This is a genomic window from Clostridium sp. BSD2780061688st1 H5, from assembly GCF_005845155.1.
GTDB lineage: Bacteria > Bacillota > Clostridia > Lachnospirales > Lachnospiraceae > Claveliimonas > Claveliimonas intestinigallinarum.
Map to the genome: position 1 here is coordinate 86,079 of NZ_SPGT01000007.1, position 14,754 is coordinate 100,832.

At 53.0% G+C, this 14,754-nt stretch carries 12 protein-coding genes; all 12 read left to right on the forward strand.

Going from position 1 to position 14,754, the window contains the following annotated elements; translation table 11 throughout:
- Window positions 1–2: 2 nt before the first annotated feature.
- The 12 genes from FGQ86_RS06310 to FGQ86_RS06365 all read left to right on the forward strand — a co-directional run bounded on the left by FGQ86_RS06310 (window position 3) and on the right by FGQ86_RS06365 (window position 14,662).
- Entirely contained in the window at window positions 3–1,505 is a 1,503-nt protein-coding gene (locus FGQ86_RS06310; RefSeq protein ID WP_033124278.1) for a histidine kinase, read from the forward strand.
- Window positions 1,483–3,084 (forward strand): response regulator, encoded by a 1,602-nt coding sequence (locus tag FGQ86_RS06315; RefSeq protein ID WP_033124277.1) that lies wholly within the window; start codon window positions 1,483–1,485, stop codon window positions 3,082–3,084. Before FGQ86_RS06310 ends, FGQ86_RS06315 begins: the two co-directional genes overlap by 23 nt.
- Complete coding sequence (locus FGQ86_RS06320; RefSeq protein WP_052083733.1) at window positions 3,081–4,166, forward strand: substrate-binding domain-containing protein; 1,086 nt, start codon at window positions 3,081–3,083, stop codon at window positions 4,164–4,166. The genes FGQ86_RS06315 and FGQ86_RS06320 overlap by 4 nt, the downstream gene beginning before the upstream one ends.
- A 187-nt stretch (window positions 4,167–4,353) precedes the next feature.
- Window positions 4,354–5,460: a multiple monosaccharide ABC transporter substrate-binding protein gene (chvE, locus tag FGQ86_RS06325; RefSeq protein ID WP_033124276.1), complete on the forward strand. Its 1,107-nt coding sequence runs from the start codon at window positions 4,354–4,356 to the stop codon at window positions 5,458–5,460.
- 78 nt (window positions 5,461–5,538) lie between these two features.
- Complete coding sequence (gene mmsA, locus FGQ86_RS06330; RefSeq protein WP_033124275.1) at window positions 5,539–7,077, forward strand: multiple monosaccharide ABC transporter ATP-binding protein; 1,539 nt, start codon at window positions 5,539–5,541, stop codon at window positions 7,075–7,077.
- A gap of 2 nt (window positions 7,078–7,079) precedes the next feature.
- Window positions 7,080–8,240 (forward strand): multiple monosaccharide ABC transporter permease, encoded by a 1,161-nt coding sequence (gene mmsB / locus FGQ86_RS06335; RefSeq protein WP_033124274.1) that lies wholly within the window; start codon window positions 7,080–7,082, stop codon window positions 8,238–8,240.
- A 192-nt stretch (window positions 8,241–8,432) separates the two neighbouring features.
- Entirely contained in the window at window positions 8,433–8,786 is a 354-nt protein-coding gene (locus FGQ86_RS06340; protein ID WP_171031520.1) for a hypothetical protein, read from the forward strand.
- A gap of 244 nt (window positions 8,787–9,030) precedes the next feature.
- A complete protein-coding gene (locus tag FGQ86_RS06345; RefSeq protein ID WP_033124272.1) occupies window positions 9,031–9,651 on the forward strand; it encodes a DUF4867 family protein in 621 nt (206 codons plus the stop codon).
- A gap of 36 nt (window positions 9,652–9,687) precedes the next feature.
- Window positions 9,688–11,172: an L-fucose/L-arabinose isomerase family protein gene (locus tag FGQ86_RS06350; RefSeq protein WP_033124271.1), complete on the forward strand. Its 1,485-nt coding sequence runs from the start codon at window positions 9,688–9,690 to the stop codon at window positions 11,170–11,172.
- Between the two features lie 77 nt (window positions 11,173–11,249).
- Window positions 11,250–12,707 (forward strand): xylulokinase, encoded by a 1,458-nt coding sequence (gene xylB / locus FGQ86_RS06355; RefSeq protein WP_033124270.1) that lies wholly within the window; start codon window positions 11,250–11,252, stop codon window positions 12,705–12,707.
- Between the two features lie 172 nt (window positions 12,708–12,879).
- On the forward strand, window positions 12,880–13,671 hold the full coding sequence (locus FGQ86_RS06360) for a zinc dependent phospholipase C family protein (RefSeq protein ID WP_052083731.1): 792 nt from the start codon (window positions 12,880–12,882) through the stop codon (window positions 13,669–13,671).
- The gene (locus FGQ86_RS06365; RefSeq protein WP_330637129.1) at window positions 13,652–14,662 is read left to right on the forward strand and encodes a DNA/RNA non-specific endonuclease; all 1,011 of its coding nucleotides are present in this window, start codon (window positions 13,652–13,654) and stop codon (window positions 14,660–14,662) included. Before FGQ86_RS06360 ends, FGQ86_RS06365 begins: the two co-directional genes overlap by 20 nt.
- Window positions 14,663–14,754: the final 92 nt, after the last annotated feature.

The following is a 14,754-nucleotide window of genomic DNA, read 5'->3' on the forward strand; positions in this document are numbered from 1 at the left end:
AGATGGAGGGATCCCAGTCAAAGTCAATACGTGTGAAGCTGGTGGAGATATTCCTCATTGTGTCGGTCACGGTTTTTGTCATTGTGATTTTTATCTACTATAATCTGAACAGGACTATACGGGAGATGGATACGGTCTACAACAGCAATATCCAGTTTAACGACCTGTCAGAGAACGTGGGGGAAATCCAGAATTCTCTCTATCAGTATCTGAGCACAAAGAGCTCGGACTCCCTGGAGGACTATTACCGGTACAGCCAGGACTATCAGGAGCTTCTGGACGGACTGAACAATCAGGTCAGCGGCGATCCGGTGAAGCTGGCGGAGAAAAATATCTATTACCTGTCCCAGACCTATCTGGAGGTGGCGGACGAGGCGGTGGACAGAAAGAGGGGAAGGGACGCGGCGGGAGTCCGCGAGTCCTACCAGGAGACGGAGGAGATATACGGCTATATCCAGGCCAACATAAGCAGCGTCAATACCTCGACGTTTGTGAGCAACGCCAAGAACTATTCTACGCTGCGGGTGATCTTAAGCTATACCACCGGCTTCAGCATCTGCGTTCTCTTCGGAGTCATGGCGATCGCGGTGGGATGGATCATCATGATGACCAGGAGCATTACGAAGCCCCTGATCGAGCTGGCGGGCGTGGCCACTGAGATCGCCCAGGGAAATATGGATGTGGATTTCCCTATTGTGGAGACCGGCGATGAGGTGACTGCCGTGGCCAAGGCCTGCAACAAGATGATCGGCAGCATCCGCAATTATATAGAAGAGACAAAGAGAAACTATGAGAGGGAGAATGAGCTTGTGGCCAATGAGCTGCGGATGAAAAACGACCTGAAGGAGGCCCAGCTCAAGTACCTGCAGGCACAGATCAACCCCCATTTCCTTTTTAACAGTCTGAATGCCGGCGCCCAGCTGGCCATGATGGAGGGGGCAGAGAAGGCCTGTATGTTCATCCAGAACATGGCGGATTTCTTCCGGTACAATGTCCGGAAGATGGAGAAGGACGTGACCCTGCGGGAGGAGCTGCAGCTTGTGGACAGCTACATTTACATCCTGAACGTAAGGTTTGCGGGGGATATCCACTACAGCAGACAGATCGATGAGAGGCTTCTGGACATTTCCATGCCCAGCATGATCCTGCAGCCCATCATCGAAAATGCTGTCAACCACGGTATCCGTGAGATGGAGGGTGAGGGAGTCATCCACCTGTCTGTCTTTGGGAATGAGGCCGAGGTGTGCATAGAGATCACGGACAACGGAGTGGGGATCGAGCCCGAGACCGCGGCTAAGGTCATGCGGGGAGAGAGCGTCCACAGCATGAGCGGCCGGGACTCGGAGGGAATCGGCCTGGACAATGTGATCAACCGGCTGCGCAGCTACTATGGCAGACAGCATGTGTTTGAGATCAGGAGAAGAGAAGAGGGGGGAACGGCGGTAACGCTGTACATTCCGAAGAAAGGGGAGGAGCTAGAGGATGACGAGAATACTGATCTGTGACGATGAGGGAATTGTCAGGCAATCTCTTCAGTTTATGATCGAGAAGGCCTTCGGTGATGAGTGCGAGCTGGAGTTCGCGCGAAACGGAAGGACGGCCATAGAGCTGGCTGAGAGCTTTCACCCGGATATCATCCTGATGGATATCCAGATGCCGGGTATCAATGGGCTGGAGGCCATGCAGGAGATACGAAAGGAAGACAAGCATGTGGTCTTTATCGTGCTGACTGCCTATGATAAGTTTGAGTATACCCAGAAATCCATCGACGTGGGCGTCCTGTCCTATCTGACCAAGCCCATCAACCGGGATACGCTGACGGACACCCTGAGAAAGGCCATGAAGCAGGTGCGGGACCGCCGGGAGAAGGCCAGAAACGACCTGCGGATCAAGGAAAAGCTGGAGGCCGTCGTCCCCATGATCGAGAGCGGTTTTGTGTACAGCGTTCTCATGGAGGGAACCGGCAAGGAGGAGTACGTCGGATACCGGGACCTCCTCAACGTGGAGGAGGAGTACGGCTACGTCATGGTGATCGAGTGCGGTGATGAGCTGCACAGAGGAGAGCTGACCAACACGGTGGGCTCGGGCATTAAGCTGCAGAAGCATTACATGGTCTTCCGGGAGACAGTAAAGGAGGCCACCGGAGGAATCGTGGGAGCCCTCATGGCCAACAAGGTGATCGTGCTTATTCCGTGTCAGAGCGAGGAGGAGGAGTACAGCCAGCGGGTCATGAAGATCGAGAACACCCGGGCTCTCCTGCGGAAGCTGGAGCAGCAGACGGAGCTGAAGTTCAAGGCCGGTATCGGCACGGTGAAGAGCTGGAAGGAGATGGAGGAGTCCTATCGTGAGGCCCTGGAGAGCGTGCACCAGACAGTGGGAAAGGTGATCCACGCGAAGGATATCTCCACGAGCTGCGGCTATGCCGACGACTATCCCGTTGATCTTGAGAAGCAGCTCTTTGAGGCCGTCCGGGAGGGGGATGTGGAGAACACCCGAATCCTGGGCGAGCGGTATATGGACTGGATGCAGGGCTACGAGCCGAAGCTGAAGAACGTGGTCCGGCTGAAGGCTATGGAGTTTGTCCTCTGGGCGGAGCATCTTGCCTATATGCAGGGAGGCCTCTCCGAGTACCGGTTTGAGGACAGAGAGGGGTATATGGAGCTCCTCCTCTCCTTTAACTCTTACCAGGAGCTGCGGCACTGGTTTTTGAAAAAGCTGGACGAGAGCGTCTGCCACATTGCCCGGAAGCAGCAGACAAAGACAGACAGCGTGGTGGAGCAGGCAAAGCAGTACATTGCGGAGCATTTTAACAAGGAGCTGTCCCTGGAGGAGATGGCCAGGGAGGTGGGGATCAGCCCCTACTACCTGAGCAAGCTCTTTAAGGAGTCCGAGGGGACGGGCTACATAGAGTACACGACAAAGCTGCGGATGGATTACGCCAAGGAGCAGCTGGGGACCACCGACAGGAGCATCAAGGAGATCTGCCATGACGCGGGCTACCAGGATCCCAACTATTTCAGCCGCATTTTTAAAAAGTGGACAGGCATGACGCCGACAGAGTACCGAGGGGGTGTATCTATATGATGAAACTAAAAAGACTGGCTGCAGCTGCAGCCGCCCTGATCGCGGCGGCGGGTCTCCTTCTGACCGCCTGCGCGGACACCTCTCAGGAGACCTCCCAGGAGCCCTCCGGGGAGATGGAAAAGGAGACGGACGAGGGGATCCGCATCGGCATCACCTTTGACACCTTTGTGCTGGAGCGCTGGACGAGGGACAGGGATGTGTTCGTGGACACGGCCCGGAAGCTGGGAGCCACAGTGGACGTGCAGACAGCCAACGGGGACGTGGAGAAGCAGAAGGCACAGATCCGCAAATTCACGGAGGAGAACATGGACGCCATCGTCGTTGTGGCGACAGACTGCTACGCTCTGTCAGAGGAGGTCAAGGACGCCCGAAACAAGGGAATTCAGGTCATCTCCTACGACAGGCTCATCCAGGGGGAGCAGACGGATCTGTACATCACGGTGGACAACGAGATGGTGGGTGCCCTGATGGCCCAGAGCATCAAAGAAAATCTCCCGGATGGAGGAAATGTAGTCATGATCTGCGGCCCGGAGGCAGACTCCAACAGCATGGACGTGGTGAACGGCTTTGAGGCGGAGCTGGGCGAGGGGCCCTGGAAGATCGTGTACAAGAGCCATGTGAAATCCTGGACTCCGGAGAACGGCACCCAGGCCGTGGCGGATGCCTTTGCGGGGACGGAGGAGCAGATCGATGCGGTTATGTGCGGAAACGATGGGCTGGCCGGCTATGTGATCCGGTCCCTGAGCGAGAGACAGCTTGCCGGGGATGTGGTGGTGGTTGGCCAGGACGCGGATCTGGAGGCCTGCCAGAGAATCGTGGAGGGAACCCAGGCCATGACCGTCTTCAAGCCCATCAACGATCTGGCCAAGGAGGCGGCGGAGTGCACCGTAAAGCTGGCAAAAGGGGAACAGATCACGGGAGACCTGCTGGATGCTTCCGACGTGAAAGAAAATGAGGATGGACAGAAGGTTCCCTACTACGGGCTGGAGCCGGTGGCCGTGACAAAGGAGAATATGGACAGGGTGATCATTTCCTCGGGCTTCCACTCCAGGGAAGAGGTATACCTGAATGTAGAAAACTGACAAAAAGAGACGGGAACAGCACGTGTCAATAGGACATTTTTAACAGGGACAAGCACAAAAATGTGCTAGTCCCTTTTTTGAACCTGAATTTTCGTAAATTTGTGCAGACCTTTGCAAACATGTCCAGATGACATCCTGTTATAGTAATACCATCAAATAATTCTTAAATGAATGGAGGAACGATATTATGAAAAACAGAACAAAGAGACTTCTGGCAATCGGCCTGATCGCTGCGATGACAGCATCTCTGGCTGCATGCTCAAGCGAGGGAAGCGGCGGAGCTACCTCCGGAAGCGATGACAAACAGACTGAGGCCGGATCAGGAAAGATCGGCGTTGCCATGCCGACAAAGGATCTGCAGAGATGGAACCAGGACGGCGAGAACATGAAGAAACAGCTGGAGGATGCCGGATACGAGGTTGACCTTCAGTTCGCGAACAACGATATCGCCACACAGGTTTCCCAGATTGAGAACATGATCTCCGGTGGCTGCGACCTTCTGGTTATCGGCTCCATCGACGGCGAGTCTCTCGGAACACCTCTGGCAACAGCAGAGGAGCAGGGTATTCCGGTTATCTCCTACGACCGTCTGATCATGAACACGACAGCTGTTAAATACTATGCCACATTCGACAACTACTTAGTTGGCCAGAAGCAGGGCGAGTACCTGGTGGACGCTCTCGACCTTGAGAACCAGGCAGGACCTTTCAATATCGAGATCTTCACAGGTGACCCGGGTGACAACAACGTAAACTTCTTCTTCGGCGGCGCTATGGATGTCCTTCAGCCCTACATTGACGAAGGAAAGCTGGTTGTTCAGTCCGGACAGACGACAAAAGAGCAGTGCGCTACAGCAGACTGGTCCACAGAGAAGGCTCAGTCCAGAATGGATGCGATCTTAAGCTCCAACTACGCAGACAAGCAGCTTGACGCTGTACTTTGCTCCAACGACTCCACAGCACTTGGTGTTGAGAACTCTCTTGAGGCAAACTACACAGGCGAGTGGCCGATCATCACAGGTCAGGACTGCGATATGCCGAACGTTAAGAACATTGTAGCCGGCAAGCAGGCAATGTCTGTATTCAAAGACACACGTCTCCTTGCAGAGCAGACCGTTAAGATGGTAGACGCCATCATGGGCGGCGAGGAAGCAGAAGTAAACGATACAGAGTCCTACGACAACGGAACAGGTGTCATTCCTACATACCTCTGCGAGCCTACAGTTGTAACCATCGACAACTACGAAGAGATGCTGATCGACTCCGGATACTATGAGGCATCCGATATTCAGTAAGAGTGAAAATGTAACTTGTGAAAATGCAGGCGGGAACGAGTGGCCCGCCTGTTTTATGAAGGAAAGGGAGGGAGAACATTGGCAAATATCCTGTTGGAGATGAAAAATATTACCAAGACTTTCCCCGGCGTCAAGGCACTTGACAATGTAAATCTGCAGGTGGAGGAGGGCGAGGTCCACGCTCTTGTGGGTGAGAACGGAGCCGGGAAATCCACACTGATGAACGTCTTAAGCGGTATCTACCCGTACGGCAGCTATGAGGGAGATATCATATACAACGGAGAAGTTTGTAAATTTAACAAGATCAAAGACAGCGAAGAAAAAGGCATCGTTATCATCCACCAGGAGCTGGCTCTTGTACCGGAGATGACGATCGGTGAAAATATGTATCTGGGAAATGAGCAGGGAAAATCCTTTGCCATCGACTGGAGCAGAACATACGGGGAGGCGGACAAATACCTGAAGCAGGTAGGACTGAAAGAGTCCTCCCGCACACTTATCAAAGACATTGGAACCGGCAAGCAGCAGCTTGTGGAGATCGCCAAGGCTCTGGCCAAGAACGCGAAGCTGCTCATTCTCGATGAGCCCACATCTTCTCTGAACGAGGAGGATTCCCAGGCGCTCCTGGATCTTCTGCTGGAGTTCAAGAAGCAGGGCATGACTTCGATCATTATCTCACACAAATTAAATGAGATTGCCTATGTGGCAGATAAAATCACTGTAATCCGTGACGGCTCTACCATTGAGACGCTGGACAAAAAGAAGGACACCTTTACGGAGGACAGGATCATCAAGGGGATGGTTGGCCGTGAGCTGACGGACCGTTTCCCCAAGAGGGAGAAGAAAAATATCGGGGATGTGGCCCTGGAGGTAAAGAACTGGACCGTGCATCACCCGCTGTATTCTGAGAGAAAAGTCGTGGACAACGTATCCATGTACGTGAGAAAGGGAGAGGTTCTCGGTATCTCCGGACTGATGGGTGCAGGACGTACCGAGCTGGCCATGAGCATCTTTGGAAAGAGCTACGGCAAAAACATTTCCGGACAGCTGTTTATAAATGGAAAAGAAGTGCATCTCCACTCTGTAAAGGATGCTATCAAACATAAACTGGCCTACGTGACAGAAGACCGGAAGGGGAACGGACTGATCCTGAGCAATCCTATCCGTGTCAATACCACTCTTGCCAATCTGGAAGGAGTCAGCAGCCACGGCGTCATCGACAACGACAAGGAGATCGCCGTTGCGGAGGAATACCGCGAAAAGCTGCGGACAAAATGCCCCTCAGTGGAGCAGAACGTAGGGAACCTGAGCGGTGGTAACCAGCAGAAGGTGCTCCTGGCAAAATGGATGTTCGCTGAGCCGGATGTGCTGATCCTGGACGAGCCCACAAGAGGTATCGACGTGGGAGCCAAGTATGAGATCTACTGCATCATCAACGATCTGGTGGCGCAGGGGAAATCCGTGATCATGATCTCCTCCGAGCTTCCCGAGGTCCTCGGCATGTCAGACCGCATCTACATCATGAATGAAGGAAAGATGGTGGGAGAGCTGAGCGGGGAAGAGGCAACCCAGGAACTGATCATGTCACGCATCTTGAAATCGAGCAAAGGAGAATAGCTATGGAAAAGAGTAAAGTATCAGAATTTTTGAAGAAGTATACAATGGTCATTGTCCTGGTCATTGTGGTATTGTTTTTTGCATGGCAGACAGGCGGAAGGATGCTCCTGCCGCAGAACGTCAACAACCTGATCGCGCAGAACGCGTATGTATTCATCCTGGCAACAGGTATGCTGCTCTGTATCCTGACAGGCGGTAACATCGATCTGAGCGTGGGATCTGTAGTCTGCTTCGTGGGCGCTGTGGGCGCTACGGTCATGGTTAACATGAAGATGAATGTGTTCATCGGTATCATTGTCATGCTGGCGGTAGGACTGGCCATCGGCGTATGGCAGGGCTTCTGGATCGCCTACAGGCGTATCCCTCCATTCGTTGTAACTCTGGCAGGTATGCTCATGTTCAGAGGTCTCTCCAACATCGTGCTGGACGGCTTCACCATCGCGCCTATGCCCCAGGGCTACCTGAACCTGTTCAACAGCTACATCATTGACTTCTTCGGAGGTCAGGGACTGAACATTACCTGTGTGCTCATCGGTGTGATCGCGGCAGCTGTCTTTATCTTCATCACATTCAAGGGAAGAATGTCCAAGGTCAAGAAGGGCTACGCGGTGAACAAGGCAAGCAACGACATTATCCGCTGCGCTATCATCAGCATTGTTATCATCGGCTTTATGTGGAGACTGGCACAGTACAAGGGTCTTCCCAACATGCTCCTTTGGATCGCTGTGATCGTCCTCATTTACGGGTACATCACATCCAAGACAACCATCGGACGTCACCTGTACGCCATCGGTGGAAATGAGAAGGCTGCACAGCTCTCCGGTATCAACACAAACAAGGTGTACTTCTTCGCCTACGCCAACATGGGACTTCTGGCAGCAGTTGCAGGTATGGTGACCATCGCCCGTCTGAACTCTGCTAACCCGACAGCCGGTGACAGCTACGAGATGGACGCCATCGGATCCTGTTTCATCGGCGGCGCATCCGCATACGGCGGAAGCGGAACTATCCCCGGCGTTATCATCGGTGCCACGCTGATGGGTGTCATCAACCTTGGTATGTCTATCATGGGTATCGACATGAACTGGCAGAAGGTTGTAAAGGGTCTGGTTGTTCTGGCGGCTGTTATCTTCGACGTGGAGTCCAAGAAGAATTCCAGATAAACAGAGAACAAATGTTACATGCAGAGGGAACGGCAGTTTTGCAGACCGCCGTTCTCTTTTTTGTGTATCCATGTGTTATGTGAAGCTGGACATCTGCCTCTCCCTGTGCTATAATCCATTTACTCAAAAGATTTACGGCAAGGAGGTGAACAGAATATGACAAGCCAGGAATTGTTGATCTCAATAGGAGAAATGCTGGAAGCAAAAATCAGTCCCCTTCGTGAAGATATCCGTGAACTCAGGCTGGATATGAGCGATGTAAAGCAGGATATCAGTGGCCTGAAGCAGGAGATGGGCTCCATGCGGTCAGAGATTGGTTCCATGAGAGAAGAAATGGGTGGAGTGAAGCAGAGGTTGACCCGGATCGAGACCACGCTGGAGAACGAGACAAACCGCGGGATCAGAATAATTGCGGAGGGACATCTTGACTTATCGAGAAAGCTGGATGACGCGCTGAAAGTAGACAATGAGAAGGAACTGCTGCTTCTTCGGGTTACACATCTTGAAAATGAAGTACACATAATCAAAGAGCGGATGGCTCTTTAGCTTTATCCTGCCCCAAAACAGGTATCTGTTAAATATCTTTATCTTTTCGTGTAAGCGGCATATGCTGCTGTCAGATGATGTGAGTTGTTGTTTTTTATTTTCCCCAAAACAATGTGATACAAAATAGCAGAGAGAAGAGTGCAAAAAGATAAGAATTTGCCATAAAGAGCACAAAAAATTGGTGGTATTCAATAAAAAATGTTGATATACTGACTTTAGTGAATAAAAGAAGGAGGAGATGGACATGCAGATCCAGAAAGTGACGGATGCGTCCTTCAGGGCATACGGCAAGGTGCTGGAAGGCTATGATTTCGGCCGCCTGTTAAAGGAGATGGAGCACACGCCCCTGCCCGCTGACGATGTCATCTATGTGCCCTCTGTGGAGGAGCTGGAGACCCTTCCGGTGGCGGAGGAACTGAAAAACCGTGGGTTTGGCGGTCTGCCGATCGAGATCGGATACTGCAATGGAAACAATAAAAAGCTCAACGCATTGGAGTATCACCGCTCGTCAGAGATCAATGTGGCAGTGACGGATGCTATCCTGCTGATCGGAAAGCAGCAGGATGTGGAGCCGGATTACACCTACGATACATCGAAGGTGGAGGCATTTCTTGTTCCTGCCGGGACAGCCATAGAGGTGTATGCCACAACGCTTCACTACGCTCCCTGTACAGTGGGGGACAAGGAAGGCTTCCGCGTGGTAGTCGTGCTGCCTAAGGACACCAACACGGACCTGACCTTCCCTGTGGGAAAAGACGGGGAGGACAGGCTCATCACCGCAAAGAATAAGTGGCTTATCGCCCACGAGGAAGCAAAGATCGAGGGCGCGTTTAACGGATTAAAAGGAGAGAACATCACACTGTAGAATGTTTGATAAAATTTAAAGGAGGAATGAAACACTATGAACAACATGCCAGAAGTAAAAATCGGAGTTGTGGCTGTAAGCCGTGACTGTTTCCCGGAGAGTCTGTCTGTGACGAGAAGACAGAACCTGATGAAAGCCTACACAGAGAAGTACGGCTCAGAGGAGATCTATGAATGTCCTATCTGCATCGTGGAGAGTGAGATCCACATGGTGCAGGCTCTTGAGGATATCAAGAAGGCAGGCTGCAATGCTCTGTGCGTATACCTTGGAAACTTCGGACCGGAGATCTCCGAGACACTGCTTGCAAAGCACTTTGACGGACCGAAGATGTTCATCGCTGCTGCGGAGGAGTCAGGAAATGACCTTCTGGACGGAAGAGGAGACGCATACTGCGGTATGCTCAACGCAAGCTATAACCTGAAGCTGCGCAACGTAGGAGCCTACATTCCGGAGTATCCGGTAGGCGACGCTGAGGACTGCGCGGACATGATCCACGAGTTTGTTCCGATCGCAAAAGCAATTGTGGGACTGAACAACTTAAAGATCATCTCCTTCGGACCCCGTCCGCTGAACTTCCTCGCCTGCAACGCACCTATCAAGCAGCTCTACAACATCGGCGTGGAGATCGAGGAGAACTCAGAGCTCGACCTGTTCGAGGCTTTCAATAAGCACGCAGGGGACGAGAGAATTCCCGCCATTGTCAAGGAGATGGAAGAGGAGCTGGGAGCCGGAAACAAGAAGCCGGAGATCCTGTCCAAGCTGGCTCAGTATGAGCTGACTTTAAAAGACTGGGTGGAGGAGCACAGAGGCTACAGAAAATATGTGGCGATCGCCGGAAAATGCTGGCCTGCATTCCAGACACAGTTCGGCTTTGTGCCCTGCTATGTAAACAGCCGCCTGACAGCCCAGGGCATTCCGGTGTCCTGCGAGGTGGATATTTACGGAGCTCTCAGCGAGTTCATCGGAACCGTTGTGAGCAACGATACAGTCACCCTGCTTGACATCAACAACAGCGTGCCCAAGGATATGTACAACGAGGATATCAAGGGCAAATACAACTACACACTTCAGGATGTGTTCATGGGCTTCCACTGCGGAAACACAGCCTCCTCAAAGCTGTCCTTCTGCGAGATGAAGTACCAGAAGATCATGGCAAGAACGCTGCCTGAGGAAGTGACACAGGGAACTCTGGAGGGAGACATCGTTCCAGGCGATATCACATTCTTCCGCCTGCAGAGCACATCAGACAACATCCTCCGTGCGTACATCGCGCAGGGCGAGGTGCTTCCGGTGGCATCCAGATCCTTCGGAGCAATCGGCGTGTTCGCTATTCCGGAGATGGGACGCTTCTACCGCCATGTGCTGATCGAGGGAGGCTTCCCGCATCACGGGGCAGTCGCTTTCGGACATCACGGAAAAGCGCTGTATGAAGTGTTCAAATACATAGGCGTTCCGGTGGACGAGATCGGATACAACCAGCCGGCGGGCGTGAGATATCCGACAGAAAATCCCTGGAGATAAGTAAAAGAGCAGCTATATTGACAATACAACAGGGCGGGGTGACAGCATAACCCCGCCCTCTGTTTCAGGAGGTACATATGTTATATATTGGCGTGGATCTCGGCACATCAGCGGTGAAGCTCCTTCTGATGGACGAGACAGGAGATATCAAAAATATTGTGTCAAAGGAGTACCCTTTGTTCTTCCCTCATCCGGGCTGGTCTGAGCAGAACCCGGAGGACTGGTTTGAAAAGTCCATGGAGGGGATTCGAGAACTGACAGAAGGATTTGACAGGTCAAAGGTGGCGGGCATCAGCTTTGGCGGGCAGATGCACGGCCTGGTGGCCCTTGACAAGGATGATCAGGTGATCCGGCCGGCCATTCTCTGGAATGACGGCCGCACCGGGGAGGAGACCGACTACCTCAACAATGTGATCGGCAAGGACAAGCTTTCCCAGTACACAGCCAACATCGCCTTCGCGGGATTTACAGCCCCCAAGATCCTCTGGATGAAAAAGCACGAGCCGGAGAATTTTGCGAAGATTGTAAAGATCATGCTGCCCAAGGATTATCTGGCCTACAGGCTGTCCGGCTCCTTCTGCACAGATGTGTCAGACGCCTCAGGCATGCTGCTGATGGATGTGAAGAACCGCTGCTGGTCCAAAGAGATGATGGAGATATGCGGCATTACAGAGGAGATGCTTCCAAAGCTTTATGAGAGCTACGAAGTAGTAGGAACTTTAAAGGAAGACGTAGCGGAAGCGCTGGGACTTTCAGCCGACGTAAAAGTGATTGCGGGCGCCGGGGACAATGCGGCTGCCGCTGTGGGAACCGGCACAGTAGGAGACGGCATGTGCAACATTTCCCTGGGCACATCCGGAACGATCTTTATCTCCAGCGAGAATTTCGGCGTGGATGAGAACAATGCCCTCCACTCATTTGCCCATGCGGACGGAAACTACCACCTGATGGGATGTATGCTCAGCGCTGCCTCCTGCAATAAGTGGTGGATGGAGGATATTTTAAAGACAAAGGATTTCGGAAAGGAGCAGGAGGGGATCCAGAAGCTGGGAGAGAACAATGTGTTCTTCCTTCCCTACCTTATGGGAGAGCGCTCTCCTCACAATAATCCGGACGCGAGAGCCATGTTCATCGGCATGTCCATGGACACCACAAGAGAGGATATGACCCAGGCTGTGCTGGAGGGTGTTGCCTTTGGCCTTCGGGACTCCCTGGAGGTGGCCAGAAGTCTGGGCATCCAGATCGAGCGGACGAAGATCTGCGGCGGAGGAGCCAAGAGCCCTCTCTGGAAGAAGATCATTGCCAATGTCATGAATCTGAAGGTGGATGTGATCGAGAGCGAGGAGGGCCCGGCCCTGGGCGGCGCCATGCTGGCGGCTGTGGGCTGCGGCGAGTACCCGGATGTGAAGACCATCGCGGAGAAGATCGTGAAGGTCGTGGACACTGTTGAGCCGGAGGAGGAGCTGGTGAAAAAGTACGAGGAGAAGTACCAGAAGTTCCGCACCATCTATCCCACGGTGAAGTGTCTGTATTAAAAAACAGGATGAAAAAACAGCAGGCTCCAAAATCCCTCATACGGGTTTTGGAGCTTTTATACTCTTGTTATCTGTCAAAAAACGGATTATAATGAGGTCATGCGGCGGTAAAGTGAACAACAGACAAACACAGAGCCGCAAAAATAGATCAGAAAAGATTGGAGATATCATCATGCCCGCATTTTACGCACATGACCGGTTTGGGAGAAAGGTGTATTCCAGACTGGACGGAGAGATAAAACAGACGATCAAAAAGCACAGCCGGCAGTTCCGGATCGGGCTGCAGGGACCGGATCTCTTTTTCTTTTACCGGCCCTGGCATCCAAATAAGGTCTCCAAATATGGAAATCATCTCCATGAGATATCTGCCTATCCCTTTTTCCGACACGGGGCGGCTGTAGTCAGGGAGAAAGGGCGAACAAGTAAGGAGTATGCCTATCTTCTGGGCTTTGTGTGCCATTTTATCCTGGACAGCGAGTGCCATCCCTTTGTGGAGGCCTATATAAAGAAGAGCGGCGTACAGCACCTGGAGATCGAGGAGGAGTTTGAGAAGCTGCTCCTGCGGATGGACGGGAAGGATCCCTTTGCCTATCCTCTGGCAGATCTGGTGCCGGCGGACGAGACCACGGCGGAGGCCATCTGCCCCTTCTACGATGACATCACAGAGGAGACGGCCCTCACGGCCCTCAGAGATATGCGACTGGTGAAGAGAATTTTCACCGCGCCGGGAAGACTGAAGCACGACACCATCAACACAGTGATGAAGCTGACTGGGAAGTACCCCTACATGAAGGGACTGATGAACCAGCACAGGGATAACCTGCGGTGCAGAAGGAGCAGCCAGGAGCTGCTGCGACGGTTTGACGGAGCGGTAAAGATCGCTGTGGATATGATCTACAGCCTGGATGAGACGATACAGACCGGAAAGGAGCTGAACAGGCGGTTTGACAGAACATTCGAATAGGAGAGAAGGACAGAACCGCGGAATATGGAAATACAGGAGAAGAACGGCCGGCGCATATGTTCTTGCGCTGGCGGTTCTTCTCCTTTCTTCCTGCCAGAGCATACCGGAAGCTGGCTTGCCCGGGACCCCCACCGCTCCCGTCTCGTCTGCCGGCACGGTCTCTGTCACGGAGGAGGAGATCGCTCTCGGGGATATACCGGAGTACAGCGGCGACCCCTACGTGGAGGTGGAGAACGGCCAGCCGGACTTTGCGGAGGAGGAGATGACGGAGGAGCCCTACGAGTCCTACAGTGACCTGGACGAGCTGGGCAGATGTCAGGAGGCCCAGGCCTGTGTGGGACAGGAGACCATGCCTGACGGGGAGCGGGAGAGCATCAGCGAGGTGAAGCCTACCGGGTGGCAGTCCGTGGAGTATGACGGGGTGGACGGAGGCTACCTCTACAACCGGTGCCATCTCATCGGCTACCAGCTTACCGCGGAGAACGCCAATGAGAAAAATCTGATCACAGGCACCCGATATATGAACACAGAGGGAATGCTTCCCTTTGAGGACGAAGTGGCCGACTATGTGGAGGAGACAGGGAACCATGTCCTGTACCGGGTGACTCCTGTGTTCGAGGGGGACAATCTGGTAGTCTCCGGTGTGTGGATGGAGGCCGAGTCCGTGGAGGACGACGGCCAGGGCGTCTCCTTTAACGTGTACGTCTACAATGTGCAGCCCGGCATAGAGATCGACTACGCCCAGGGGGACAGCCGGGAGGCGCAGGACGGCAGCCAGGCGCAAAGCGGCCAGGCCGATGCCAGCCAGGCACAGGGGGCGGACGACGGCCAGGAGCGAACCTACATCCTCAACAGGAATACCCGCAAATTCCACGACCCGGGCTGCGCCAGCGTGGAGGATATCAAGGAAAAGAATAAAGAGGAGTATACCGGGGACAGGCAGCAGCTCCTTGATGAGGGATATGAACCCTGCGGCAGATGCTGCCCGTAAAAAAATTGAAAAAAACTCTTGTGTTATCTATCATAGGTGTTATAATATACGTGTAACAAGAAAACATACTTAACTGACCTCTTTGTTTTGCA

Excerpts from the sequence above, each read along its gene's own strand:
- mmsB (WP_033124274.1), top strand. The coding sequence starts at position 7,080 with ATGGAAAAGAGTAAAGTATCAGAATTTTTGAAGAAGTATACAATGGTC.
- FGQ86_RS06360 (WP_052083731.1), top strand. The coding sequence starts at position 12,880 with ATGCCCGCATTTTACGCACATGACCGGTTTGGGAGAAAGGTGTATTCC.
- FGQ86_RS06310 (WP_033124278.1), top strand. The coding sequence starts at position 3 with ATGGAGGGATCCCAGTCAAAGTCAATACGTGTGAAGCTGGTGGAGATA.
- FGQ86_RS06320 (WP_052083733.1), top strand. The coding sequence starts at position 3,081 with ATGATGAAACTAAAAAGACTGGCTGCAGCTGCAGCCGCCCTGATCGCG.
- FGQ86_RS06340 (WP_171031520.1), top strand. The coding sequence starts at position 8,433 with ATGCTGGAAGCAAAAATCAGTCCCCTTCGTGAAGATATCCGTGAACTC.
- chvE (WP_033124276.1), top strand. The coding sequence starts at position 4,354 with ATGAAAAACAGAACAAAGAGACTTCTGGCAATCGGCCTGATCGCTGCG.
- FGQ86_RS06350 (WP_033124271.1), top strand. The coding sequence starts at position 9,688 with ATGAACAACATGCCAGAAGTAAAAATCGGAGTTGTGGCTGTAAGCCGT.
- FGQ86_RS06345 (WP_033124272.1), top strand. The coding sequence starts at position 9,031 with ATGCAGATCCAGAAAGTGACGGATGCGTCCTTCAGGGCATACGGCAAG.
- xylB (WP_033124270.1), top strand. The coding sequence starts at position 11,250 with ATGTTATATATTGGCGTGGATCTCGGCACATCAGCGGTGAAGCTCCTT.
- FGQ86_RS06315 (WP_033124277.1), top strand. The coding sequence starts at position 1,483 with ATGACGAGAATACTGATCTGTGACGATGAGGGAATTGTCAGGCAATCT.